The organism is Chryseobacterium sp. JUb7 (assembly GCF_024806495.1).
Taxonomy (GTDB): Bacteria; Bacteroidota; Bacteroidia; order Flavobacteriales; family Weeksellaceae; genus Chryseobacterium.
Genome location: NZ_JANUFF010000015.1, coordinates 1 through 24212, shown reverse-complemented (window position 1 = coordinate 24212; position 24212 = coordinate 1). Strand labels below are relative to the sequence as shown.

General features: G+C 35.1%; 19 protein-coding genes. 9 read left to right on the top strand and 10 right to left on the bottom strand.

Going from position 1 to position 24212, the window contains the following annotated elements; all coding sequences use genetic code 11:
* Positions 1–4 precede the first annotated feature (4 nt).
* Positions 5–205 (bottom strand): hypothetical protein, encoded by a 201-nt coding sequence (locus M2373_RS20075; protein ID WP_259113046.1) that lies wholly within the window; start codon positions 203–205, stop codon positions 5–7.
* A 1303-nt stretch (positions 206–1508) separates the two neighbouring features.
* Here M2373_RS20075 and M2373_RS20070 point away from each other — a divergent pair.
* The 5 genes from M2373_RS20070 (at position 1509) to M2373_RS20050 (ending at position 7796) form a co-directional block, all read left to right on the top strand.
* Complete coding sequence (locus M2373_RS20070; RefSeq protein ID WP_259113045.1) at positions 1509–3128, top strand: tetratricopeptide repeat protein; 1620 nt, start codon at positions 1509–1511, stop codon at positions 3126–3128.
* 109 nt (positions 3129–3237) lie between these two features.
* Positions 3238–5580, top strand: coding sequence for a T9SS type A sorting domain-containing protein (locus tag M2373_RS20065; protein WP_259113044.1), 2343 nt, complete (start codon positions 3238–3240; stop codon positions 5578–5580).
* 196 nt (positions 5581–5776) lie between these two features.
* Positions 5777–6952, top strand: coding sequence for a thioredoxin fold domain-containing protein (locus M2373_RS20060; RefSeq protein ID WP_259113043.1), 1176 nt, complete (start codon positions 5777–5779; stop codon positions 6950–6952).
* Between the two features lie 6 nt (positions 6953–6958).
* Complete coding sequence (locus M2373_RS20055; RefSeq protein ID WP_259113042.1) at positions 6959–7585, top strand: DUF3575 domain-containing protein; 627 nt, start codon at positions 6959–6961, stop codon at positions 7583–7585.
* A 4-nt stretch (positions 7586–7589) separates the two neighbouring features.
* Positions 7590–7796: a hypothetical protein gene (locus M2373_RS20050; RefSeq protein WP_259113041.1), complete on the top strand. Its 207-nt coding sequence runs from the start codon at positions 7590–7592 to the stop codon at positions 7794–7796.
* Positions 7797–7847: 51 nt separating this feature from the next.
* Here the strand turns inward: M2373_RS20050 and M2373_RS20045 are convergent, their stop codons facing one another.
* A complete protein-coding gene (locus tag M2373_RS20045; protein ID WP_259113040.1) occupies positions 7848–9044 on the bottom strand; it encodes a DUF1343 domain-containing protein in 1197 nt (398 codons plus the stop codon).
* A 4-nt stretch (positions 9045–9048) separates the two neighbouring features.
* Here M2373_RS20045 and M2373_RS20040 point away from each other — a divergent pair, with 4 nt between their 5' ends.
* Both M2373_RS20040 and M2373_RS20035 read left to right on the top strand, forming a co-directional pair.
* The gene (locus tag M2373_RS20040; protein ID WP_259113039.1) at positions 9049–10278 is read left to right on the top strand and encodes an ABC transporter permease; all 1230 of its coding nucleotides are present in this window, start codon (positions 9049–9051) and stop codon (positions 10276–10278) included.
* Positions 10279–10457: 179 nt separating this feature from the next.
* Complete coding sequence (locus tag M2373_RS20035; RefSeq protein WP_259113038.1) at positions 10458–11441, top strand: PLP-dependent cysteine synthase family protein; 984 nt, start codon at positions 10458–10460, stop codon at positions 11439–11441.
* Positions 11442–11498: 57 nt separating this feature from the next.
* On the opposite strand, the gene M2373_RS20030 is transcribed toward M2373_RS20035, so the two are convergent.
* The 3 genes from M2373_RS20030 to M2373_RS20020 form a co-directional block, all read right to left on the bottom strand.
* Positions 11499–12026, bottom strand: a complete 528-nt coding sequence (locus tag M2373_RS20030; protein WP_259113037.1) for a YcxB family protein — start codon at positions 12024–12026, stop codon at positions 11499–11501.
* A 151-nt stretch (positions 12027–12177) separates the two neighbouring features.
* Positions 12178–12480 carry a chaperone modulator CbpM gene (locus tag M2373_RS20025; protein WP_259113036.1) on the bottom strand — a complete coding sequence of 101 codons (303 nt, stop codon included), beginning with the start codon at positions 12478–12480 and terminating at the stop codon, positions 12178–12180.
* A gap of 3 nt (positions 12481–12483) precedes the next feature.
* On the bottom strand, positions 12484–13398 hold the full coding sequence (locus tag M2373_RS20020) for a J domain-containing protein (RefSeq protein ID WP_259113035.1): 915 nt from the start codon (positions 13396–13398) through the stop codon (positions 12484–12486).
* Between the two features lie 93 nt (positions 13399–13491).
* Here M2373_RS20020 and M2373_RS20015 point away from each other — a divergent pair, with 93 nt between their 5' ends.
* Positions 13492–14691, top strand: coding sequence for a dicarboxylate/amino acid:cation symporter (locus M2373_RS20015; RefSeq protein WP_259113034.1), 1200 nt, complete (start codon positions 13492–13494; stop codon positions 14689–14691).
* Positions 14692–14853: 162 nt separating this feature from the next.
* Here M2373_RS20015 and M2373_RS20010 read toward each other — a convergent pair whose 3' ends face one another.
* The 3 genes from M2373_RS20010 to M2373_RS20000 all read right to left on the bottom strand — a co-directional run bounded on the left by M2373_RS20010 (position 14854) and on the right by M2373_RS20000 (position 18268).
* A complete protein-coding gene (locus M2373_RS20010) occupies positions 14854–15237 on the bottom strand; it encodes a DUF779 domain-containing protein (protein ID WP_259113033.1) in 384 nt (127 codons plus the stop codon).
* A 146-nt stretch (positions 15238–15383) separates the two neighbouring features.
* On the bottom strand, positions 15384–16421 hold the full coding sequence (gene adhP / locus M2373_RS20005; RefSeq protein WP_259113032.1) for an alcohol dehydrogenase AdhP: 1038 nt from the start codon (positions 16419–16421) through the stop codon (positions 15384–15386).
* A gap of 317 nt (positions 16422–16738) precedes the next feature.
* Complete coding sequence (locus M2373_RS20000; protein ID WP_259113031.1) at positions 16739–18268, bottom strand: aldehyde dehydrogenase family protein; 1530 nt, start codon at positions 18266–18268, stop codon at positions 16739–16741.
* Positions 18269–18449: 181 nt separating this feature from the next.
* Between M2373_RS20000 and M2373_RS19995 the strand changes: the two genes are divergently transcribed.
* Positions 18450–19376 carry a helix-turn-helix domain-containing protein gene (locus M2373_RS19995; RefSeq protein WP_259113030.1) on the top strand — a complete coding sequence of 309 codons (927 nt, stop codon included), beginning with the start codon at positions 18450–18452 and terminating at the stop codon, positions 19374–19376.
* A gap of 33 nt (positions 19377–19409) precedes the next feature.
* Here M2373_RS19995 and M2373_RS19990 read toward each other — a convergent pair whose 3' ends face one another.
* Entirely contained in the window at positions 19410–20876 is a 1467-nt protein-coding gene (locus tag M2373_RS19990) for a RagB/SusD family nutrient uptake outer membrane protein (RefSeq protein WP_259113029.1), read from the bottom strand.
* 15 nt (positions 20877–20891) lie between these two features.
* Positions 20892–23726, bottom strand: coding sequence for a SusC/RagA family TonB-linked outer membrane protein (locus tag M2373_RS19985; RefSeq protein WP_259113028.1), 2835 nt, complete (start codon positions 23724–23726; stop codon positions 20892–20894).
* Between the last annotated feature and the right edge of the window lie 486 nt (positions 23727–24212).

Genomic DNA, 24212 nt, shown 5'->3' with positions numbered 1-24212 from the left:
TCCCCTAAGCTCGGAAGGTACTGATTGGAGAAAAGCTGATAATCACTGCTGCCAGCTTAACATCATCATAATTAAAAATTTGCCACCCTCCCTTACCTCCAAAAAAGAAGTTAAAATCAGGGTCAAAATAAATTGAATTTCCTTTCTGCATGTGATGATACCATGGTGTAGGATTGTCCATCGAGGGTAAATACATTGTTTCCATTGAGTTATAATATTTTGGATTGGTTATTATTTTCAGTTGGCAAAACCGGAATTAATATTTGTAGAAATCATATCAATATTAGTCATATATTCTATCTCATTAATGGGAATACTAAACTAATAACGTTTATCATGAATTATAAAATATGACAAAAACATTATTTTTCACTTATAATTAAAATAAATTAAAAAAATTCTGTAAAAATTTGTACATTTAACACTAAACTAAAAATACTTATAAAATATTTTTATGGAAAAGGTTTTTCTACTTCTTTTATGATTGTTTAAGCATTTACATTTGTATAGCTAGGGTTTAATAAAATTGCACTCACTAAACCATCACGGCCTTTCAGCAGACATTTTCCGTAAATAAAATTGTTGCTATTCCCCGCCTATTCTTTGCTAATCTTGTTAAAAATTTCTGTTGAAATCTATTAATTTATCTTTTTATCGCCATGTGTACATCTAAAAATAGTTTGTTGCATCTTATTAAAGCTGAAATAGAAGAATTTTATAAAATCAGTATACCAGATCATACTGAAGAAAAGCAGCTTGTATATATTCTTTCATCTTATCTATTCGGTATTTATCAGAAAAAATTACATGTTGATTTCTTATCTGGTGAAGTGATTAATTATAAAATCTCCTATGTAATTTTCAATAAAAAATTATTTAAATAAAAAATTAGATGCAAATCAATTAGAAATAATGAGATATTTTTTCAATGAAAGTAATATCAAAATTATAATCAATTTGAGATTCTAAAGAAGGATGATAAACAGAAGAGTAAATTTGTTAATGATAACTTCAAAGCACTTCTATAGTGACTTCTGCCAAATCGAATAAAATATTTTAACCTAATTGTATTTTATCCGAAATACAGTAAGATTATGATTTGTAATTCTGGGCATGTTTATAACCGGAGATCTGAAAAGTAGGAATTAATTAAATGCTTTGGGGTTTACAATCAAAGGTTGCTATATTTCCGAATATTTGATGACGGTATCTGTTGCGTGTATTATGTATTGCCCATGCTCCAATTATTATCTTTCTCTCTGCAAATAACATAATGCAGAAAGCCACACTGCCGTAAAATCTAATTTTTAACACCAATAACTCCACAATTTATTGCGCAAATCATTATCCGTCAGACATTCATTTTATCACTTTTTTATTTTTAGAGGCTTTCTTCTTTCTGATATTTCAAATCAAATCTTATTATTTTGATCAATTTATACTTTTTATGTAATTTTAATCACAATACATATTCCACCTATCCTAAAACATTACCATCAATTGAAATAATGAAATATTTGTTCTTTTTACTTGCATTTTTATTTACATCAACTTCTGATGACCCTAAAGAATATTCTGATGCCTTAATAAAAAAAGGGATTGATGCATTGTACAAAAAGGACCATTCGACTTCTTTAGAAATATTTTCGGAAGTCAAAAAATTTTCGGAACAGAATAAGCTGTATGAGCAGCAATTTATTTCCACAAACTGTATCGGGTTAAACTATTATCAAATGTCCGATTACAGCACAGCTTTAGATTATTATCTCGAGGCCTACTCTATTGCCGTGAAGCATCTCAAAAGCGATCGTGAGATGACAGTTTTAAATAACATTGCCCTTGTCTATCTTCAACAGGGAAAATATAAAGAATCCGAAAGACATCTGAAAAAGGCTTATGACCTGGCCGTTTCAAATCATGATCAGATTGGTATTGCTATATATTCCAGCGGGCTGGCAGATCTTTACAATACGACCCATCAGCTAAATAAAGCTTCAGAATATATTAAAATTTCAAGAAATGCTTTAAAAATAAATAATGACCCGAGAATCGATCTTGACCTTGATCTTGCAGAAGCAAAAAATTTTCTGGAAAGACAAGAATATGATCAATCTCTGAACATTCTTACTCCTTTACTAACCAAATTAAAAAATAAAGAAAATATAGATCATAAGATTTCTGCCTTAATCCTTATTTCCAAAGTTTTTCAGGCTCAAAAGCAAAATGACAAGGCAAAAAATTACATTCAGCAAGCCCAGAAAGAAAATTTAAATTTCAGCAATACAAAAGACATATATACACAATTTTCAAATATTTATTTGGGTCTAGGAGACTATGAGAAAGCGATGAAATATAAAGATTCTGTTGTACTTGTAAAAGACTCCATGAATGCCATTAAAAATCAGGCCATGTATCAGAACAGCGAAATAAAACTGAAGCTTCAGGATTCTCAGAAAGAGCTTAAAAGTGAGAAGAAGCTAAAGTTTTATATTGTTGGATTTTGCATTCTGATATTGGGATTATTAAGCTGGTTATTCAGAACTCTTTATTTAAAGAACAGACAGAAAAGAACTATTGCAGAAAGAAATGAACAGATCATCGCATTGGAACTTAAAAATAAAGAAAATGACAACCTCCTTCTTGAACAGCAGATCAAGGAGAAAGAAACAGAAGCTTTACTCGAAAAAGAGAAGCTTAAAAACGAACTGGAAAGCAGAAACAGAAAGCTAGCCGCCAATGCTATTCATATTGCACAAAGAAATGATAAAATAGAACAGTATATTCTCAGGCTAAAAAAGAGCCCGGAAATTCTGAAAAATGAGCAGCTTTCTCAGCAGCTGGATCAGTTAAAATTAATTTTGACCAAAGAAGATACTAATGATGATTTTTTAACTCATTTTGAAAAGATCAACAGTAAATTTATCGACAACCTTAAGGAAAAACATCCAGACCTCACCTTAAATGACATTCGATATATCAGCTACATCTATATGAATCTATCTACAAAGGAGATTTCATCGATATTCAACATCACCATAGAAGCGTGCAGAAAAAGAAAAGAAAGGATTTCAAAAAAATTAAACCTCTCGAACTCCAATGACCTATTCAGCTATATATCAAATATTTAAATAATAAAGTCACGTTTTTTCCTGTTTTCGTCTTACTATTTCTCAACATATATTCTTTAAAATTTTCTTTAAAAAATACATTTGTTTGAAAATAGAAAAAGACAGTATTATGAAGAAATTACTATTTACTTTATTATTTACGCTTTCGGTACAAACAATATCTGCCCAGGTAAGCTTTACCGGAAATCCTGAGTATGGACGTATGCAGAATTTTGTTTATGACAAAACAGTAGAAGGTAAAATCTATGCAACGACCAATGTTGATAAACACATTTTAGTATCCAGCGACAATGGCGTTACGTGGAATGTATTATACACTCTTCCTTATCCTCTGCAAGCTCCTAGCATTAAAGAAATGCGTCTTGTCAATAATGGAACGGCATTAAGTTTTATTGAAGATTTTGGCCCCAGTAACCAGAGTAAAATAAGTATATTAAACTTAAATTCTCTAAACATCATTAAGCAGTTTAATCTCCCTCAGGGGGAGATAGATGCTATCGGCGGATATTCTGTTTTTGATGACGGAACCATGAACACAGTCCTTATGATTGTACAGGACAGCAGCAGTGGTTTTTCCAGCTATAACAGAAAGTTATACCGTACGACCAATGGCGGAACAACATGGTCTAATATTTATGATTCCGGGCAGCATATATTATCGGATGCCAAAACAGATCCTCAAAACCCACAGATACTTTATATTGCAAAAGGATTAGGACCACAATCATCTGTTCAGGGCGGTTTTCTTAAATCTATGGATGCCGGAGCAACCTGGACAGAGACGTTAAATAATATCATTTTAGAATCAATCGCTGTGGATCCTCAAAATCCGAATACCATTTATACAGGAACGGCTCATTTTGTTCAGGGCGCCATGCCGAACATGCACCCGGCAGTTTATAAAAGTACCGATGGAGCTTTAACATGGACTGAGCAGACCGGGATTGACTGGAGCTCAACTGATCCGCTAGCTACCATAAGAAAGATCAAACTCGTTATTGACCCGAATAATACCAATCATGTTCTAGCATTAGGTGTTCATAAAATTGCTGTAACAACTAATGGAGGAAGTGCATGGACCACTACTTTTCATAATGGACTTGCAGATGGAACTTCTTATTTTTATCCGTCAGGAGCTACCTTTAATCCTACCAATACCAATCAGGTATTGATTGCAAACGAGCGTTTTCCGAAAATCTCAACAGATGGAGGAATTACCCTTACAACGATCCTCAATCCTTTTTTCACTAACATGGGCACCGTTTACACTTTAAAAGATAATAATGTTGATAAGCTAGTCTATGGAGTACAATGGGGCTATACTGTAAAAAATCTTGAAAACAATCAGGAAACACCGACCACAGTATTACCGCTAGGAACATTCCCGTACGGACAGGAAATGGCTCCCTTCTTTATCAACAAAAATATAGCGGGACGAACATATATTTTTGATGGTACAGCATTCCCAAGAGTGATTAAAATGAGTAATGATTATGGTGCTACAACCAATACATTACTGGAAACTTATGACAATACACTTACCGCGGCAGAAACTGATCCTTCAAATTCTAATATCGCATGGCTTGCCACTTATAATGGAGGCACTCCGCTAACAAAGGTTGATTTCAGTACTATGTCAAATCCTGTTACAACCGATCTTAATTTCCCAACTTATCCTTACGATTATGGAATATCGGGAATTAAAATAAACCAAAGCAATTCTAATATTGCAATGGTTACCATAGGAAACAGTATTTATAAAACAACAAATGGAGGAAGCAGCTGGGTTGAAACAACAGTACAGGGATTGAATTTACCAGACTATATTATCAGCTTTTCTCAAAACCCGTTAAATGTAAATCAGTATACACTGGCTACTACAAACGGAATCTATACTTCCACAGATTCCGGAAACACCTGGACTAAAATATATAATGGAATCATTAGCAAAGTTGAGCATTCGACGATACAAAACGGACAAATTGTTGCGCTAGCAAAGACTACAAACAATACGCCTTCAAAAGTAATCTACAGTAATGATTTCGGGACCACGTGGCAGGAAAGAAATGCTTCCAATTATTTCAATACTGTTATTCAGGATGGTGCAGTACGCTTTGTAAGTCCTACAATCGCTGAAGTATATCTTACAACTTATTCTTTAGGCGTGCTGAAAGATGTAATTAATTTTTCATCCTTAGGAACATCTGATCCTGCGATCACCAAAGATGATATCAGTATTTATCCTAATCCGGCCCAGGATGTTATCCATATTAAATTTGCCAATAACACCGCTAAATTTAAAGCTACAATCTATAGCACCGCAGGACAGCTCGTTTTAACTGCGGAAAACAAAACAAGCATTGACATTTCAGATCTTACGAAAGGAGTTTATCTGTTGAAAATAGATCAGGGAAATGCACCTACGATAGTTAAAAAAGTTATCAAAAAATAACTTTTTAATGGTTTCACAGTCATCAGTTGGCCGCCTTCCCAAGGGCGGCTTTTTTATGAATCAGAATTGAATTATTAAAGTCATTTATGTGTTAAAGCTATGTTAAACTTGTAGATATGGTCGTATTTACAATACTAATAACCTCATAATTTACGTTGAAAAGAAGTATATTCGCTTTTTTAATTTTATTCTAAAAATGAAGAAGATTTTCTCTGGATTATTTTTAATTACCAGTATCATTACATTTGCACAGGAAGCTATCCAGTTTCAGGATATCCCTTTCAAGGATCTTATTGCAAAAGCGAAAAAAGAAAACAAAATTGTTTTTATTGACGCCTATGCGTCTTGGTGCGGACCCTGCAAAATGATGGAGAAAAATATATTTACCCAAAAAGCTGTTGGTGATTATTATAATGCCAACTTCGTAAATGCCCGAATCGATATGGAAAAAGGGGAAGGAAGAGAAGTTGCGGCAAAATATGGCGTTCGCTCCTATCCTACTTACCTATTTCTGAATGGTGATGGCGAACTTGTTTCCCAGAACTTCGGCTATATGGAAGAAGCTCCTTTTATAACAATGGCAAAAGAGATCAATTCTCCCAACAACAAAAAAGGTTCTTTGAAAGAGCGCTTTGCTAAAGGAGAAAAAGATTCTGAGTTTTTAATTAATATTATGAAATTAAACTCTGCATCAGACTTCGATTTTGCTAAAAAGGCTTCAGAAAGATATTTTCAAAATAAAAAAGCAACAGAAGAGCTTTCAAAAGAAGACATCGGATTTTTATTATTCTTTCTGAAATCTGCTGATGATCCGAACTACAAAGTTTTTACTGCAAAAAAAGCAGATATCATCAAATATCTTCCCGAAGAAACCTACAAAGAATTTGACAATCAAATCAAACTTTCAAAAGTATTGGAACAGTCTATTGATGATAAAAACAAAAGGATCAATGAAGAGTATTTCATGAAAACAGCAGAACCTTTAGTTGGAAAATACAATGCTGAACTTAAGTTAAATCAGACAAAATTAAGCTACTACGAACAGAATGCAAATTTTGCAGAATATGAAAAAGCAGCATTGGAATACTATAAAAATTCAGATTCTTTTGAACCCAACGAATTGTTAAAGGCAGCATGGATTTTTTCTGAACATGTAAAAACTCCTGCATCATTAAAAAAAGCAGCTGAATGGGCAGAAAAATCAGTGATGAGAAGTGAAACTTCTGAAAACACCTATATTCTTGCCAAAATTTATTCTCTAACCGGAAATAAAGAAATGGCAAAAACATATGCTGAAATGTCCCGAGATCTAGCAAAACAAGCTAATAAAGACTCTGCTTTGGCAGAAGAATTATTAAAGCAAATCAAATAAATACTAATGTTGAAGAAAAAATTGTACGCAGGTTTCTTTTGTTTATTTTTACTAGGAACCATAAATGCACAGGAAAAAACCGATGAAACAAGCGTTTATGTAAAAGGTAATGCATTACTTATTCCGATCGGAATTGTAAATGTAGGGCTGGAACACCAGTTGAGCAAGAAATTTACCGTACAGGGAGATGTTTTGATCTCTCCCTGGAAGTCTTTTGCGGGGCACGAATTACAGTATTATTCATTATCTTTAGAAGGAAGATATTATTTTGATGAAGCCTTTAAACACTGGTACATCGGTGCAAATATTGCAGGATCCCGTTTTATTGCCCAAAAATGGAATTACTGGAAAGATGGTATTTTCACTGATGAGGACACTGGAATTACTTATAACAAATCAAACCTTTATCAAAAAGGATATTCAATAATTTTTGGTATTACAGGAGGTTACCAGTTTAAGGTTTCTGACAGATTAAATATCGATGTATATGCCAGTATCGGATCTTCTCAGGATTTCTATAAAGGCTATGACCGTACAACAGGCAAGCGATATGATCATCCTGAAGGTTACAATAAAAGCGGCGAAATTCTTCCTTACAGAGGTGGCGTAATGATTTCTTATAAACTAAAATAATTCAATGAAAATATTCGGAAAAAATCATATCATTATCTGTATCATCACATTCGGAATTCTTTTTTTAATGAATTATCTGGGAAACGATCAGCCTGATAAACTGGAAAGTGCATTAATGATAGCAGGAGCAGGTGTCATAGGCTTAACGATTGGCCTTGTCATCATGAATAAAGGAAAAGATGATAAAAACCCTCCCCAGCATTTTGATTAATTAAATATGAAATAAAAATGTCAATTGTAGATTTTACAATTGACATTTTTTTTAGTTTTCATAAACAATATATCTGGTTCTGATCTTTTCAAATTTTTCTAAATCTGCTTTCCATGAATATTTAATGTCTGCAACAGATTTTCCTGCAATAATCTGTTTTCTTAGCTCATCTGTTCCGGATAAGGTATCAAACCATAAATTTTTAAGGAAAAAATCCTGCTGTGGATTTTTATAATTCTGATATGCTTTAATAACCCATTCCAGATTTAATGATCTCAAATCATCCGGATAATCAGAAAGGTTCTCACCATAACATAATTTTCCGTTCAGGAACGGATCTTTAGCTCCAAAATTTGGTTTAGGAGTAAATTGATAAGGTAGATTTACTGTCCAGGGAGAACCATAAATCTGAAAAGGTAAATCTGTCCCTCTTCCTACAGAAACCTGCGTCCCTTCAAAAAAACACAGACTTGGATACAGATTGATCGACTTATCGTTGGGTAAATTGGGAGATGGCTTATCTAAAATAGCATAACGCTGATTTTTATGATAATTTTTCATCGGAATTAAAGTATATTTTGCCTGAACTCCATTTTTCAGCCACTTTTCACCATTCACCATTTTTCCATATTCACCTATTGTCAGTCCGTATACTACCGGAACTTCGTGCATCCCTACAAAACTCGTCCATTTTTTCTTTAAAACAGGACCATCCGTATAGCCGTCATGTGGATTTGGGCGGTCTAGAACCATAACCTCTACATTATTTTCAGCACCCGCTTCCATTAAATAAGTCAGCGTTGAAATATAGGTATAAAATCTCACTCCAACATCCTGAATATCAAAAACAACAATATCAATACCCTTCAATTGCTCAGGTTTTGGTTTTTTGTTATTTCCATACAAAGAAACGATAGGAATTCCTGTTTTTACATCAACCCCGTTTTTCACTTTTTCTCCTGCATCTGCATCACCCCGGAAACCATGTTCGGGAGCAAAAATTGACTTTATAGTAATTCCATTTTTAACTAAAAAATCTACTACGTGTGTTCTGTCACTCATTAATCCGGTTTGATTGGTCACCACCCCAACCGTTTTTCCTTTTAGTAAAGGTAAATACAGCTCAGGCTGGTCTGCTCCGGTTTTAAAATCAACTTTATATTGAGTTTGAGAATAATATTGATTGAATACTCCTAAAAAAATTAGGCAAATAAGAAGTAAATTTTTAATTTTGAAATCTAAATTCATAAGCTTGAAATTTCCTTTATATTTCTCTAGAAAAATAGCGTTTTCCAAAGATAACAAAAATAACCTTTCGAGAGTTATCATCTTTATTGGCAGGCTTTCTGTAGCTTTGGGAATTATTGTTTCTCTGATCACTGTTGCAACAGGATTCGGCTCCAAAAAAGCAATTAAAGAGAGATTAGCAGATTTCAGTGGCCATATTACGGTACGATCTACAAAATCCAACTCTTCATACAATACTTCAATTCTTGATAATCAGGGATTGGACATAAAAAAAATTAAAGATCTTCCTGATGTCGAAAGTGTTCAAAAATATGCTACCGTTACAGGAATCATGCGTAATGAACATAATTTTGCAGGTATTATTTTTAAAGGAGTCGGAAAAGACTTCGACAGCTTACGGTTTAAGAAATTTCTTATCGCAGGAACTACTCCGAAAATTACCGGTACAGGCTACAATAATGGAGTCACTATTTCACAGAAAATAGCTAATGACCTTCACCTAAAAGTAAAAGACAGCATTGTGACTATCTTTTCCAAAGCTGATCAAAAACCCATTTACAGAAAATTTGAAGTTTTGGGAATTTACAAAACTGATATCAAAATGATTGATGAGCAGTTCGTCATCGGGGATATCAATCACGTAAGAAAGATTCAGGATATGAAGCCTGAAGATATCGGAGGAATTGATATTTTTCTAAAAAATGTAAATGATATCGACAGTGATTTTCCTGAAATTGAGGGTTTAATAGGGTATAAAAATTATGCTGAAAAAGCTACTGAAAAATTCCCTCAGATTACCGACTGGATCAGTATTTTTGATACGAATATCGCATTAATTATCATTATTATGCTGATTGTAGTGGTTATTAATATTATCATGGTTCTTTTAATTTTAATCATTGAAAGAACAAATTCTATCGGTTTATTAAAAACTTTAGGAGCCAGCAATTCTCAGATCAGAGCAACATTCATTAATTACACGCTGATTATTATGATTCCGGGGCTGTTATATGGAAATGCGATCGGTTTAGGGCTAATTCTGCTTCAAAAATTCTTCGGTATCATTAAACTGAATCCCGAAAACTACTATGTAAGCACTGTTCCTGTAGACCTCAATCCTATTGCGATTGTTTCTATCTCTGTAGGAATTTTAATTATTTCAGGTCTGGCATTAATTATTCCCAGTTATCTGATCAGTAAAATTTCTCCTGTGAAGGCGATTAAATATAACTAATATTTTCTACGGCAATTATTTAAAAAATATATTTTACATATCCAAACCTCATAGGTCTCCGTAATCTATGAGGTTTTGTTTGGTATCATTCCATCGTTTTAAATTGATTTTCTTTAACGCTCCCTTAACTCGAATAATAATTTTAAAGCCGTATCTTTGCCCGGTTATAAAAAACATTTATGAAATACGCAAACAACATACTTGAAACTATCGGGAACACACCATTGGTAAAGCTTAATAAAGTTTTGGGTGATGATTTTCCTGCCTTAGTTTTGGCAAAAGTTGAAACTTTCAATCCGGGAAACTCTGTAAAAGACAGAATGGCCCTGAAAATGATTGAAGACGCAGAAAAAGATGGAAGATTAAAACCTGGTGGAACCATCATTGAGGGAACTTCCGGAAACACAGGGATGGGGCTGGCTCTTGCGGCCATCATCAAAGGCTACAAATGTATTTTTGTAACCAACTCTAAACAGTCAAAAGAAAAATGTGATATCCTTCGTGCCGTGGGAGCTGAAGTAATTGTTTGTCCAACAGACGTAAAGCCTACAGATCCACGTTCTTATTATTCAGTTTCCAAACGATTAGCGAAAGAAACGGAAAACGGATGGTATGTCAATCAATATGATAACTTATCCAACAGAGCGGCTCATTATGAGTCAACGGCTCCAGAGATCTGGGAACAGACGGAAGGAAAGCTGACGCACTTTGTGGTTGGTGCCGGAACAGGAGGTACGATTACCGGTTGTGGTACATTCTTTAAAGAGAAAAATGCTGATATCAAAGTAATTGGTGTTGATACCTATGGTTCAATTCTGAAAGAAATTCATGAAACAGGAGAAATTAACTTAGGAAATGCTTACACTTATATCACAGAAGGTATTGGTGAAGATATTCTTCCTGAAAATTATGATATGTCTGTCATTGATCATTTTGAGAAAGTAACGGATAAAGACGGTGCTGTTTATGCCAGAAAATTAGCTAAAGAGGAAGGGATTTTCTGTGGATATTCTGCAGGAAGTGCGATTGCATCTTTGATTCAGATGAAAGATCAGTTTACAAAAGATGATGTGATTGTTGTACTTCTTCACGATCACGGTTCAAGATACGTTGGGAAAATTTACAACGATGAATGGATGAAAGAAATGGGTTGGTTGGATTAATCAGCTTTTCATTATAAAAATAAAACTCAGAGCAGAAATGCTCTGAGTTTTTTTATGCTATTCTTTGATATTTTTCTTTACGGTCTGTTTTAAGATATTATAATCTTTTTCACTCATTGATTTTTTCGGAAACATATAGCTGTATTTTCCTTCCAAGGCTATATATTTTTCAGTACTGTCGAAATACTGAAAATCTTTCCATTCACTGGTTTCTTTTTCGTGATCAATATTTACGGTAAAGAAATTTTGATCGAATGTGATTTCATAGACTTTACAGTTTTCAAGTTTAGTCAAATAACCGTTCACCTGTTTTTTCCATATTGAAACCTTGTTGATACTTACAGAAAGAAAAACTGCACAAAGTAAAAACAGGAAACTGACAAAATATAAAATTCCGAATTTTTCTTTTGTAAAATCATCTTTAAAGAAAAACATTATTAACAAAATCAATCCTACTACAATCGTAGTAACCATTTTTCCTTTCGTTGTCGACGAAAAAAATAAACTCCCCTGATTTCCACTAAAATATATTTCTTCGAAGTCCTGTCTTTCAGGTTTTAAAACGATCACTTTTTCTTCACTCATAATTATTAATTTCTGTGTGCAAAGCTAAATGAAAAATTTAGAAATTCACATCTATATTCAATAGGATTGCATTCTTCAATTCAAACAATGATAGCATTACATCCTTCCCTGACCTAATTCGTCCTTCGGGACTTCCAGCAACCAACAACCATCAGCCATCAACAAAATCATCCCCAATTGCTGAAAGTTTACTGATCAGTTCACGGTTTCTTTGTTTTAAATTTTCCATTTTCTGAAGCATTTCATGAATAACCTCAAGACCTGGGAGATTGATTTCGAGATCGTAATGCCAATTGGTAAACCTTTCAAAAGATGGTAAATCTTCGTACATCAGGTAACGGATTTCATTTTCCGTCTGAATGTTCAGCAACCCGGAATCTACCAGTTCATCAAAAAAAGTGATTTCAATATTGTATATTTTTACGAGTTCTTCCCGCGATATTCTTTCACTCATGGCTTAGGAATTTTTAAGTTGTTCAAAAAGTTCTTTCTGCTTTTCAGTCAAATTTGTTGGTAATTTCACATCGAAGGTCACAAACAAATCTCCAAACTGCCCATCTTTTTTGTAGACAGGAAATCCTTTTCCTTTCAGTCTGACTGTTGTTCCGCTTTGTGTTTCCGGTTTAACTTTAAGATTGACGCTTCCGTCCAGAGTAGCCACCTTTACGTCACCTCCCAAAACAGCAGAGTACAGATCAATCGAGACTTTTGTTTTCAGATCATCTCCGATTCGTTCAAAATTGGAATCAGCCGGAATATTAAACGTAATATACAAATCACCGTTCGGACCACCATTAAAACCGGGATTACCATGACCTTTCAGCTTAATTTGCTGCCCGTCATACACTCCCGCCGGAATTGTAATTCTTACTTTTTTACCATTGATATCAAACGTTTGCTGATGCGTTGTTGCCGCCTCTTTTAAACTTAAATTAAGTTCTGCATTCACATCCTGGCCTTTAAATTTCCCTGAAGCACTTCCCCTCGTGCTTCTGCCAAAGCCACCTCCAGCTCCACCAAACATATTCTGGAAAAAGTCTGAAAAATCCTCTCCCTCCCCGAAGTCAGCACCAGAGAATGCTCCACCTGCATGACCTCCCGGATATTGTCGTCGTTGTTGCTGTTGAGCTTTTTCGTATTCTTCGCCATGTTTCCAGTTTTCACCGTATTTATCATATTTAGTACGGTTTTCTGGGTTACTGAGAACTTCATTAGCTTCATTCAGTTCTTTGAATTTCCGTTCAGCTTCTTTATCATCGGGATTAAGGTCAGGGTGTAATTTTCTGGCTTGTTTCCGATACGCTTTTTTAATGTCTTCCTGTGTTGCGCTTTTATCTACGCCTAAAATTTTATAGTAATCTATATAAGCCATAGAAACGATATTTACTCAAATTTAAGAATTTTATGCCTGAAATTAATATAACGGAATGTTAAAAATAAAGCTATCTTTGATTAAAAAGCACGCATGAAAGAAGTCTTAAAAAACTATTCAGGAATTATACTTTTATTGTTCGGAATCACTGTTGGAAGCATCATCGGAATCGTTGCACCCTCCATTGTTGATTACATAAAACCTTTAGGAGATATATTCCTGAACTTACTTTTTGTGAGTGTCGTTCCATTGGTCTTTTTTGCGGTTTCCAATTCTATTGCCTCATTGGAACAGCAGTCGAAGTTTGGAAAAATCATGGTAACGATGGCTTTTACTTTTCTGTTTTTCATTTTAACAGCAGCCATTTTCACCATTTGTGCAGTCTATCTTTTTCCGGTTTCAGGAGTTTCAGGAAGCAAGGAAGTTGTAGAAGCAGCATCTGATAATGACAGTTGGGGCAACAGAATTGTCGGCTTCTTTACTGTTGGAGAATTTACGCAGCTTTTTTCGAGACAAAATATGCTTGCACTTTTGATTTTTGCCTTCATGACGGGCTTTTCGGCCAGAAAAGCGGGGGAAAAGGGACAGGCTTTCAGAGCTTTTATCGCTTCAGGATATGAAGTCATGAAAGAACTCCTTTTATTAATCATGAAAATTGCACCGATCGGTTTAGGGGCCTACTTTGCATATCAGGTGGCCACGTTGGGACCTCAGCTTTTTGGATTTTATGCTAAGCCTTTAGGGCTTTATTATATTGCCGGAATTGTGTATTTCTTAGTATTTTTTTCACTGTATGCCTTTATGGCAAAGGGTCAGAATGGAGTGAAAAGCTTCTGGACAAATGCCATTTATCCGACATTAACCGCTTTAAGTACCTGCAGCAGTTTTGCTACAATGCCAGCCAATTTACTGGCTGCTACAAAAATCGGCGTTCCGAGTCAGATTTCAAATATTGTAATTCCGATTGGAACAACTTTACATAAAAACGGTTCGTCAATGTCATCTATTATAAAGATATATGTTGCATTTTTAATCATAGGACGAGATTTTTTTGATCCGATGAATTTACTTTTGGCATTAGGAATTACTGTTTTTGTAAGCATCGTTGCAGGCGGAATTCCAAATGGCGGATATATCGGGGAAATGCTGATGATCTCTGTGTATAAGTTACCACAGGAGGCCATTCCTGCAGTAATGATTATCGGAACTCTGGTAGATCCTCTGGCAACGGTTTTAAACGCTGTTGGGCAATTGGTGGCTTCGATGTTTGTGAATCGGTTTGTGAAGGTCTGATTTATTGTTTAGGCAAAAATTACATGAATTTTTTAAATATAATCGTCTGAATTTTTATATTATTTTACACAGGATTTCACCCTATCCTATTTTATGCCCTACTTTGTGGCTCTGATTTATCTTATACACAAAGTATGTTTAGTTATGAAGGTTTCTTCAAAATTATTCACTGCGTTTAACTGGTTCCAAATTTTCAAGTTCTTCAGGAGTAAAAAGCTTATAAATCACTTTGAATGTCTTTCCTAAAGGTGTTTCCAAAGAAAATCCACCCGGTCCGAAACCATCAACAACATCTAAGGTGAAATGTGAATATTTCCAGTATTCAAAAAGGTCGCGATCTATCCAAAACTCATGATTATTAAGTGTTCCGATCATGGCATCATTCATTCTTGGGAAGAAACCTCCTTTTTCGAAACATTGAGGCTGAGTACCCTCACAGCAACCACCGGCCTGATAAAACATCAGATCACCATATTTTTTTTCTAACTCCCAGATGACTTCTAAAGCCTTTTCTGTGGCTGACAGCCGTGATATTTTGGTTTGCATATTCTTTTATTTTATTGAATAACTAAAAATTCTATTCTTACTGAGATTGCTTCGTTTCTTCGTTTCTCGCAATGACATTTTTTATATAAAGTTAAAAAGTTCGGCGAAATTTCATTTCGCCGAATCTTAAAAAAACTCATCATAATTTAGCTGGCACTTCCGGCAATATCGAGTACAATTCTACCGTCAATCTGCCCTTTTTTCATTTTATCGAAAACATCATTGATATCTTTCAGTTTTGCTGAAGTCACTGTTGCTTTCACCAATCCTTCATTGGCAAAATCCAATGCTTCCTGAAGGTCTTTTCTCGTTCCTACAATCGATCCTCTTACGGTAATTCTTTTCAGCACTGTTTCAAAAATCGGAAGTTCAAAAGAACCGGGAGGAAGTCCGTTCAGGGCAATCGTTCCTTTTCTTCTCAATACATCAATTCCCTGTTTGAAGGCGATCGGAGAAACTGCCGTAATCAATGCGCCGTGCATTCCGCCGACTTCTTTATGTAGATATTCACCTGGGTCTGTGTTTTTTGCATTAACAACTAAGTCTGCTCCTAATTTTTTTGCCAACTCCAGCTTATCATCTGCAACATCAATTGCCGCAACGTGCATTCCCATTGCTTTTGCATATTGTACCGCAACATGTCCCAATCCTCCGATTCCTGAAATAGCAACCCATTCTCCCGGTTTTGTTTCTGTTTCCTTTAAACCTTTATAGACCGTCACTCCCGCACAAAGGATGGGAGCAATTTCTAAAAAGTTAACATCTGATTTTAAATGCCCCACATATCTTGAATCAGCAATTACATATTCAGCAAAACCTCCGTCGACACTGTAACCTCCATTTTTCTGAGCTTCACACAATGTTTCCCAACCTGTGATACAATAATCGCAACATCCGCAGGCAGAATACAACCATGGAACTCCAACAGCATCTCCTTCCTTCACCTGAGCTTCAGGTCCGCAGGCCACCACAATTCCGACTCCTTCGTGCCCCGGAATTAAAGGCATTTTTGGTTTTGCAGGCCAGTCACCATCAACAGCATGTAAATCGGTGTGACAAACTCCACAGGCGATTACTTTGACCAATACTTCATATCTTCCCGGTACTTTTACAGGCACCTCTTCTATCTTTAAAGGTTGTCCATAGCCTTGAACAACCGCTGCTTTCATTGTTTTTGGAATCATAATATTTTGATTTTTTTGAGTTAGCTTTTAGTTTATTTAAATTGACAATTGTTTTACTGCAAAGGATTTTACCTTGCAATTTTTTATGTAAAAGCCTTGTCAAGGTTTTGAACCTTGACAAGGCTCAGCAAAGACATAAGATCTATTGCTCATCTGAAATGTTCAGATAAGAACGAATATTTTTACGTGAGGGATAGAAAGGGTCTCGTTTGAAAAACGAGAGTGCGGAGCACCGAAACGAAGTGAAGCCCTGGATAGCCCGACCGTTTTTCCCCGTTGCCGAGACGGGGAAAACGGGCACGCCCTAATATTTAAAATTAAAAGAAACCTAGTTTGTTTTTGTTGTATGAAATCAACATGTTTTTGGTCTGACGGTAATGATCCAACATCATTTTATGGTTCTCACGACCGATTCCTGACTGCTTGTACCCCCCAAAAGGCGCTCCTGCAGGGTAAGAATGATACTGGTTTACCCAAACTCTACCCGCCTGGATCTGACGCGGAACATTATACAGCTGATGTGCATCTCTCGTCCATACTCCTGCTCCAAGGCCGTAAATTGTATCGTTAGCGATTTTGATACCTTCTTCTTCATCTTTGAATGTCGTGAATGCCAAAACAGGCCCGAAAATTTCTTCCTGGAAAATTCTCATTCTGTTGTTTCCTTTAAAGATTGTCGGCTGAATGTAGTAACCGCTTTCAAGACCTTCTCCAACATGGTTTACATCGCCTCCGACAAGAACCTCAGCACCTTCCTCTTTTCCTAATTTGATGTAAGAAAGAATTTTATCTTTTTGAATCTGAGAAGCCTGTGCTCCCATCATTACCGTTTTATCCAATGGATTTCCTACCTTAATGGCTTTTACTCTTTCGATCACTTTTGCAATGAAAGCATCTGCAATATCTTCCTGAACCAATAATCTTGACGGACAAGTACAGATCTCTCCTTGATTTAAAGCAAAAAGAACCGCTCCTTCAATCGCTTTATCTAAAAACTCATCATCTGCATCCATCACTGAACTGAAGAAAACATTTGGAGATTTCCCTCCTAATTCCAATGTTACCGGAATGATATTTTCGGTTGCATACTGCATTACCAGACGACCCGTGGCTGTAGAACCCGTGAAAGCGGCTTTTGCAACCTTTGGATTGGTAACCAATGCTCTTCCTAATTCTGCTCCAAAACCGTTAACGATATTTACCACTCCATCAGGAAGCAGATCTCCTATGATTTCCATTAAAACCATAATAGAAATAGGTGTACTTTCTGCCGGTTTTAAAACGACGCAGTTTCCTGCTGCCAACGCCGGAGCAAGCTTCCAGATTGCCATTAACAAAGGAAAATTCCATGGAATGATCTGAGCGATTACCCCCAGTGGCTCGTGAACAATTAATGAAACCGTATCTTTATCCAATTCGTTGTGAGAACCTTCATCTGCCCTGATTACTGACGCAAAATACCTAAAGTGATCAATGGCCAGAGGTAAATCAGCTGCCAGTGTTTCTCTTACCGCTTTTCCGTTATCGATTGTTTCCACTGTAGCTAAATATTCAAGGTTTTCCTCAATCCTGTCGGCAATTTTGTTTAAAATAATACTTCTCTGTGTAGAAGATGTATCTTTCCAGGTTTGAAAAGCTTTATCAGCAGCATTAACAGCCAATTCCAAGTCTTCTTTGGATGAATGAGCCGCCTGTGTGAAGTTTCTGCCGTCAACTGGTGAAACAACGTCAAAATACTGTCCGTTTACCGGCGCTGTAAATTTTCCGTCAATATAATTATCATATCTGTTTTTGAATTCAGGCCACTTCAAAAGAGTGTCTGATTGCTGTTGTGTTGTAGTGCTCATATTAGTGTAATTTTAATTTTTATCTATTGCCAAATTACACTTACCGCTGACATTCGTATAGCACAATCGTATAAAAAAATATCAAAATCGTGCAGACTGCTAATTTTATCATTTCATTAACAGTTATATACGTTGATAATTTTCTATATTTGAGTAAACGGGCAACAAAAAATGTTTAGAGATGAATGATCATAAATTTTTATTAAATACTCCTGAATTAAAGAAGGAAAATCAGCTTTTGAGCCTAATTGAAAATCAGACAAAATTCAATCTAAACAACTGTGAATTTAGCATTTATGAAACTCACAAGGCTGCTTTCGACGTAAAACTGCATTTTGAGACGATTGCATTTACGGCTATGCTTCGTGGGAAAAAGCATATGAAACTTGATAATAAAACCGGTTATTTCGATTATTTTCCTGGAGAAAGTGTTCTGGTATCGCCCGGAGAAACTATGGTTATTGATTTTCCTGAAGCTGATGAAACGCCATCACAATGTATTTCTTTGAGTCTGAACCCTGAATTTATTGAGAATTCTCTGAATCATCTCAACTACCATCTTCCGAAAGTTGACGAAACTTCTCAATGGAATATTGAACTGGATGAATACTTTCTTTTTAATAATCAATCTCTGGCTTCTGCCACGAACAATATTATGAGAATTGCAATGGATGATAATTCACAAAAGGATATTATGGCAGACTTTGCACTAAAGGAACTTCTAATCCGGCTGATGCAGACTCAGGCACGAAGTATGGTAGAAAAAAATATCGCTAAAAATAAGTCAAGAATTGGTTTTGCAGTGGATTATATTAAAAAAAATCTACACCAGAAGCTGTCTATTGACAGCATTGCCAAGTTGGCTTATGTAAGCAAGTCGAATTTCTTTAAAATGTTTAAGGATGAACTGGGTACCTCTCCGAATGAGTTTATTCTGCAGGAAAGAATTAACAAAGCAAAAGAATTGTTAGCCAGCCAGAATAGTATTAAAGAAACGGCTTATCAAACCGGTTTTTCTGATGCTAACTATTTTACCAGAGTCTTTAAACAGTTTGTAGGCGTGACGCCAAAGAGCTATCAGGATAAAGTTTTATTTTTGGGATCATAAAAAAAGCCCTGCCGAAGCAGAGCTTTTAAATTATTAGTATCCTGGGTTTTGAACCAAATTAGGATTTAAGTTAATTGCATCTTGTGGGATTGGCAATACAAATCTAAAACTATTGGCAGGCAATGTTTTCAATGCTCCTGTAGGAGCATCTCCTCCTCCTCCATTAGCCGCTGATCCAAAATCTGATCTTACAACAGATTGTCCTAATCTTTTGATTGTCCAAAATCTATCGTTTTCAAAAGCTAGCTCTAATCTTCTTTCATTATAAATAGCATTTAACAGATTTGTTCCTGTTTCTGCTCCCGGAATATAAGATGAATACCTTTGAGCTCTTAAAATATTAAGTAGCTGAATCGCCCGTACCGGATTTGGTGTAGCCGATTTCATATATGCTTCTGCCACATTAAGGTATACTTCTGCTGATCTTAAAAATTTAACATCTACAACCTGACCAACTGTGGAACCTGTTCTTGATCTATATTTTATGACATTATTGTAAGGAGTTGATCCAAAGTTAGCAGTAAGAACATATGCAGAGGTTCTTACATCTGAGCTTCCATATTTTGTGAACAAATCATAGTTTACATTATATTCTGAACGAATTCCTGATGAGTTTTGATTATAAGCCACTCCAACATTCACATTATCATTACTAACGTTAGCGTTCAAAATAGAAAACAGCTCTCCATCATCAGACGCATCTCTCCAAATATTTACAAAATTAGCATTTGCTCCTACCGATGGGCTTGCTGAAATACATTGTTCTCCGTATTGTATAGCCTTGTCGTAATCTCCTTTATACAGATAAACTCTGGACAAAAAACCTAATACAGATGTTTTATTCAGTCTTCCAATAGTTCCGTTATCAGTATTTATTTTGGATAAAGCTTCCTGTAAATCAGCGATAATTTTATCATAAGTTACAGTAACAGATGCATCTCTTGATAATTTTATATTCGGATCAAAAGTCGTTACATAAGCCACCCCTAAAGATGATGATGCGTCTGCACTTTGTGTTGGTATTTTTGCATAAGCTCTCGCTAGATCGAAATGAGCTATCGCTCTGATTGCCTTTGCCTCGGCTTCTACATTTTTCATGTAATTAGTATAAGGCACTTTATTAAGGTTATCTAATACAATATTTGCTCTGGAAATTACATAATATGCCGAGGAATATAAAGATGTTACAGCACCACTCTGAGGAGTGTAAGACCATTCGTACGCCGCTTTATTAGTTTGTCTACCCTGTGTATTTAATATAAGATTATCAGCCAATACATCTCCCAAAATAATAGAGCTTCCCGTATCGCCATTATAATATGTAGGGCTTTTAAAGGCATCATAAGCTCCATCTAATACCAGTCTATAGTTTGCTTCTGTCGTAAAAATCGTTTCTGGAGAATCCTGATTGTTTGGAAGAACATCAAATCTATCATCACTACATTGTAATGAAAATAAGGATACCAGAGATAATAACGATATATTAAAAATTTTTTTCATAAATTCTATGTGTTTTTAAAATTCTACTTCTATTCCGAATAAATATGTTTTTACTGCCGGATAACTGTATAAGGCGAAAGCTCCGTTAATAAATGTCTGTCCAGCCCCTGTCTGATTTTCCCCAGAACCAATTGACACCTCAGGATCTCCCTGGAATTTTGTCCAGGTTGCCAGGTTTTGACCAGTAAGCGACAGTCTAATTTTATTTACCGGGAATGACTCCCCAAATGATCTTTTATCAAAAGTATATCCTATACTTACGTTTCTCAATCTTATGTATGAAGCATCCTGTAAAAATCTATCTGTTGTCTGCAGACCAGTTATACCTCCTGGGGCATTATTTGTATTATTCGGTCTAGGCAAAACATCCGTTTGCCCTGGTGCAGTCCAATAATCTGCTGCGTCGGCTCTCATATTACTAGTTGTACCATTTGCATAGTTCAACATATTAAGTGCCATGTAGTTGTACGTATAATTCCCTGATTTATAAGTAAAATCAGCCTGAAGATCAAATCCTTTATATGATAATGAAGTCCCAAAGCCTCCATATAATTTAGGGAGTGGAGATTTTCCTTCTAACAAAACAGCATCATTAGAATTGTATATTTCTGTAGTGCCTCCATCTTTTGTATAATAAATTTCATTCCCATTTTCAGGATTAATCCCGGCACTTCTAACTAAATAAAAAGAAAACGGCTCCTGACCTTCTCTTAACATATTGATTGAGCCAACCACTCTTTCTGTTTCTTTATCTCTTAACTTATTAAGTTTATAGCTCATTAAACTTGTATTAGCTCTTACACTCCATACAAAATCTTTAGATTTTATGATATCTACAGATAAGCTAGCCTCTAAACCTTTATTTTTAAGATCTCCCGCATTGATACTCTGAGAATAAGCTCCTCCTTCTGAACTAAGGTTAGGAACAAATAGGATAAAATCCTTTTTTTGATCAATGAAATAGTCTAAAGTACCTCTTACTCTATTTTTTACGAATCCAAATTCAGCACCATAATTCTGTGACTTAGTAACTTCCCATTTTAAATCGGCATTTCCATAATTAGCATTTGGAGAAATCGTAGGATTACTTCCGTAGCTACTTCCTGACATTAATACATTATTCAGATTGAGACCAATATTATTGTAACCTCTAGTTCCGATAGAAGCTCTAAGTTTTAATAACGACAAAACATCATTTGACTTTAAGAAGTCTTCATTGGTAAGATTCCAGGCAGCGCTTAATGACCAGAATGGCTCCGACAAAGTATTATTTTTACCAAATCTCGAGTCTTTATCTTGTCGGATTGAAGCCGTTAATACATATTTCTTTGCATAGTCATAGGTTAAAAAGGCTCCATAAGAGAAGGTTCTGTAGAGCTCATTATACCCTTTCACTTCAAAAGGAGTTGAAGCGTTATCCAGTTCGCTTAAAGAAGGTGATGAAAAGTTTCTACCCGTTCCGCTGATATAATCATTTCTAAATTCAGTGTATTCGACTAATCCTAATAAATCAAAACTATGATCACCAAAAGACTTTACATAATTAAGTGTATTAGAATTTGTATATCTGAAACGATTTTGATTCTGCTCCACAACACTCCCATTTATTCCTAAGATGGTATCTAAATATGAACCTCTTAAAGTCTTAGAAGTTCTTCTGATATTATTAAAGTAGCCACCCAGCTGAGTTTTGAAATTCAGTCCATTAGCAATTTTATATTGAGCAAAAATATTTCCGTCAAAAATTAAAGAATTAATATTTTCAGGATTATTCTTTAAAGCCTCTAAAATAGGGAAACCTTGCTTTGTTGGATTATAAGTTCCATCTGCATTATAAACTGGCTCATAAGGATTATAAGAATACATTGCTCTAAATGGATTTTGAGCATTATTTCTGTCTCTTATTTCTTGAGACATCGTATAATTCACGCCCATTGAACCTCCTATATTCAATCTGTCAGTAGGATTGGCTTCATACTTCATTCTCCCCGTATAGCGTTTATAAGCATGAACATTTTCAACAATCCCATTATCCGAATCATAGCCTAATGAGAAAGTATATTTTGATTTTTCATTCCCTCCTCGTATCCCAACTTGATAAGATTCTATTGCAGAAGTTCTCAAAATATCTTTTTGCCAATTATGGTCTAAAGCTAAGGCCGAAGCCATGTTTGCATCCGTCCAGTTTGTGTATCCTGCAACTCCAAGGCCCAACATTTTTTTCTCATAATCAATTTTTTCAGCAGAATTCATCATTCTGAAATTGATATCTTTAATTTTTTCAGAGAATCCTATACGAGAACTTAAGGTAATAACAGGTTTTCCTGATTTTCCACTTTTTGTAGTCAAAACAATAACACCATTTGCTCCCTGCGATCCATAAATAGCAGCAGCGGCGGCATCTTTTAAAATAGATATATTTTCATAATCATTTGGATTTATGGAATTGAAAACATCCTGCGCTCTCTGATCATTACCTACGATGAACCCATCAATAACAAACAAAGGGTTTGATGCCCCTACAGTTGTTGTAATATTCCCTAATCCACAAATATTTATCATTGATCCTCCACCTGGTTTACCATTTAAAGCAGCGATGTCTACACCGGCAGCTTTACCCTGTAAAGCATTAGTCCCCATTGTGGAAGAGGAAAAATTTGATAATGCTTTACCTGAAACAACAGTAATTGCTGAAGTCACCTCATCTTTTGATTTCTTCTGATATCCCGTTACTACAACCTCTTCAATATTTTTTTCTTGTATTGAATCATTCGTTTTCTTTTGTCCCATTACAACCTGCCCTGTAAAGAATAAAGCAGCAGTCGTTATAATGCATAGTTTCACATTCATGTTTTTCAATTTTAGTATTTAATGGGGACAAATATGTTAATAACAGTTAACATATCAAACCAATATTTATTTGAAAAACAAACAGTTAACTACACTAAAATTAATTAAAGAATGATTATTTTAAAACCTTAAGAAGCTTTTTTACTATTGGAAATTAAAAATGTTTAGCAAAACAATCGTTGTATATAATATTTTTCCTGAAAAAAAATTCATCGTCTGTATCATTATATTTTACTAATAATTAATAAAAATTGTTAATTAAAAGATTAATCATTAAAAATTAAACCTAAAAATAAGTCATATCATAATGAATAATCACATTAATCAGCAATAGTATATTTCAACACCACAAAAAAAGCATTTCGAAGTGAAATGCTTTTCTTTTTTAGTTTGTCCCGTCCTACAATAAGTTTACACAAAATAGACTTATTATGGAAAATCGAGATAAGATAAAAGCCAAGCGCACGCAGCGAGATTATACAATGT

What these genes read in the sequence shown, in the direction of transcription:
- M2373_RS20015 (WP_259113034.1), top strand. Translation starts at nt 13,492, where the DNA reads ATGAAAGAAGTCTTAAAAAACTATTCAGGAATTATACTTTTATTGTTC.
- M2373_RS20000 (WP_259113031.1), bottom strand. Translation starts at nt 18,268, where the DNA reads ATGAGCACTACAACACAACAGCAATCAGACACTCTTTTGAAGTGGCCT.
- M2373_RS20030 (WP_259113037.1), bottom strand. Translation starts at nt 12,026, where the DNA reads ATGAGTGAAGAAAAAGTGATCGTTTTAAAACCTGAAAGACAGGACTTC.
- M2373_RS20070 (WP_259113045.1), top strand. Translation starts at nt 1,509, where the DNA reads ATGAAATATTTGTTCTTTTTACTTGCATTTTTATTTACATCAACTTCT.
- adhP (WP_259113032.1), bottom strand. Translation starts at nt 16,421, where the DNA reads ATGATTCCAAAAACAATGAAAGCAGCGGTTGTTCAAGGCTATGGACAA.
- M2373_RS20065 (WP_259113044.1), top strand. Translation starts at nt 3,238, where the DNA reads ATGAAGAAATTACTATTTACTTTATTATTTACGCTTTCGGTACAAACA.
- M2373_RS20055 (WP_259113042.1), top strand. Translation starts at nt 6,959, where the DNA reads ATGTTGAAGAAAAAATTGTACGCAGGTTTCTTTTGTTTATTTTTACTA.
- M2373_RS20060 (WP_259113043.1), top strand. Translation starts at nt 5,777, where the DNA reads ATGAAGAAGATTTTCTCTGGATTATTTTTAATTACCAGTATCATTACA.
- M2373_RS20075 (WP_259113046.1), bottom strand. Translation starts at nt 205, where the DNA reads ATGGAAACAATGTATTTACCCTCGATGGACAATCCTACACCATGGTAT.
- M2373_RS19985 (WP_259113028.1), bottom strand. Translation starts at nt 23,726, where the DNA reads ATGAATGTGAAACTATGCATTATAACGACTGCTGCTTTATTCTTTACA.
- M2373_RS20050 (WP_259113041.1), top strand. Translation starts at nt 7,590, where the DNA reads ATGAAAATATTCGGAAAAAATCATATCATTATCTGTATCATCACATTC.
- M2373_RS19995 (WP_259113030.1), top strand. Translation starts at nt 18,450, where the DNA reads ATGAATGATCATAAATTTTTATTAAATACTCCTGAATTAAAGAAGGAA.
- M2373_RS20025 (WP_259113036.1), bottom strand. Translation starts at nt 12,480, where the DNA reads ATGAGTGAAAGAATATCGCGGGAAGAACTCGTAAAAATATACAATATT.
- M2373_RS20010 (WP_259113033.1), bottom strand. Translation starts at nt 15,237, where the DNA reads ATGCAAACCAAAATATCACGGCTGTCAGCCACAGAAAAGGCTTTAGAA.
- M2373_RS20020 (WP_259113035.1), bottom strand. Translation starts at nt 13,398, where the DNA reads ATGGCTTATATAGATTACTATAAAATTTTAGGCGTAGATAAAAGCGCA.
- M2373_RS19990 (WP_259113029.1), bottom strand. Translation starts at nt 20,876, where the DNA reads ATGAAAAAAATTTTTAATATATCGTTATTATCTCTGGTATCCTTATTT.
- M2373_RS20035 (WP_259113038.1), top strand. Translation starts at nt 10,458, where the DNA reads ATGAAATACGCAAACAACATACTTGAAACTATCGGGAACACACCATTG.
- M2373_RS20045 (WP_259113040.1), bottom strand. Translation starts at nt 9,044, where the DNA reads ATGAATTTAGATTTCAAAATTAAAAATTTACTTCTTATTTGCCTAATT.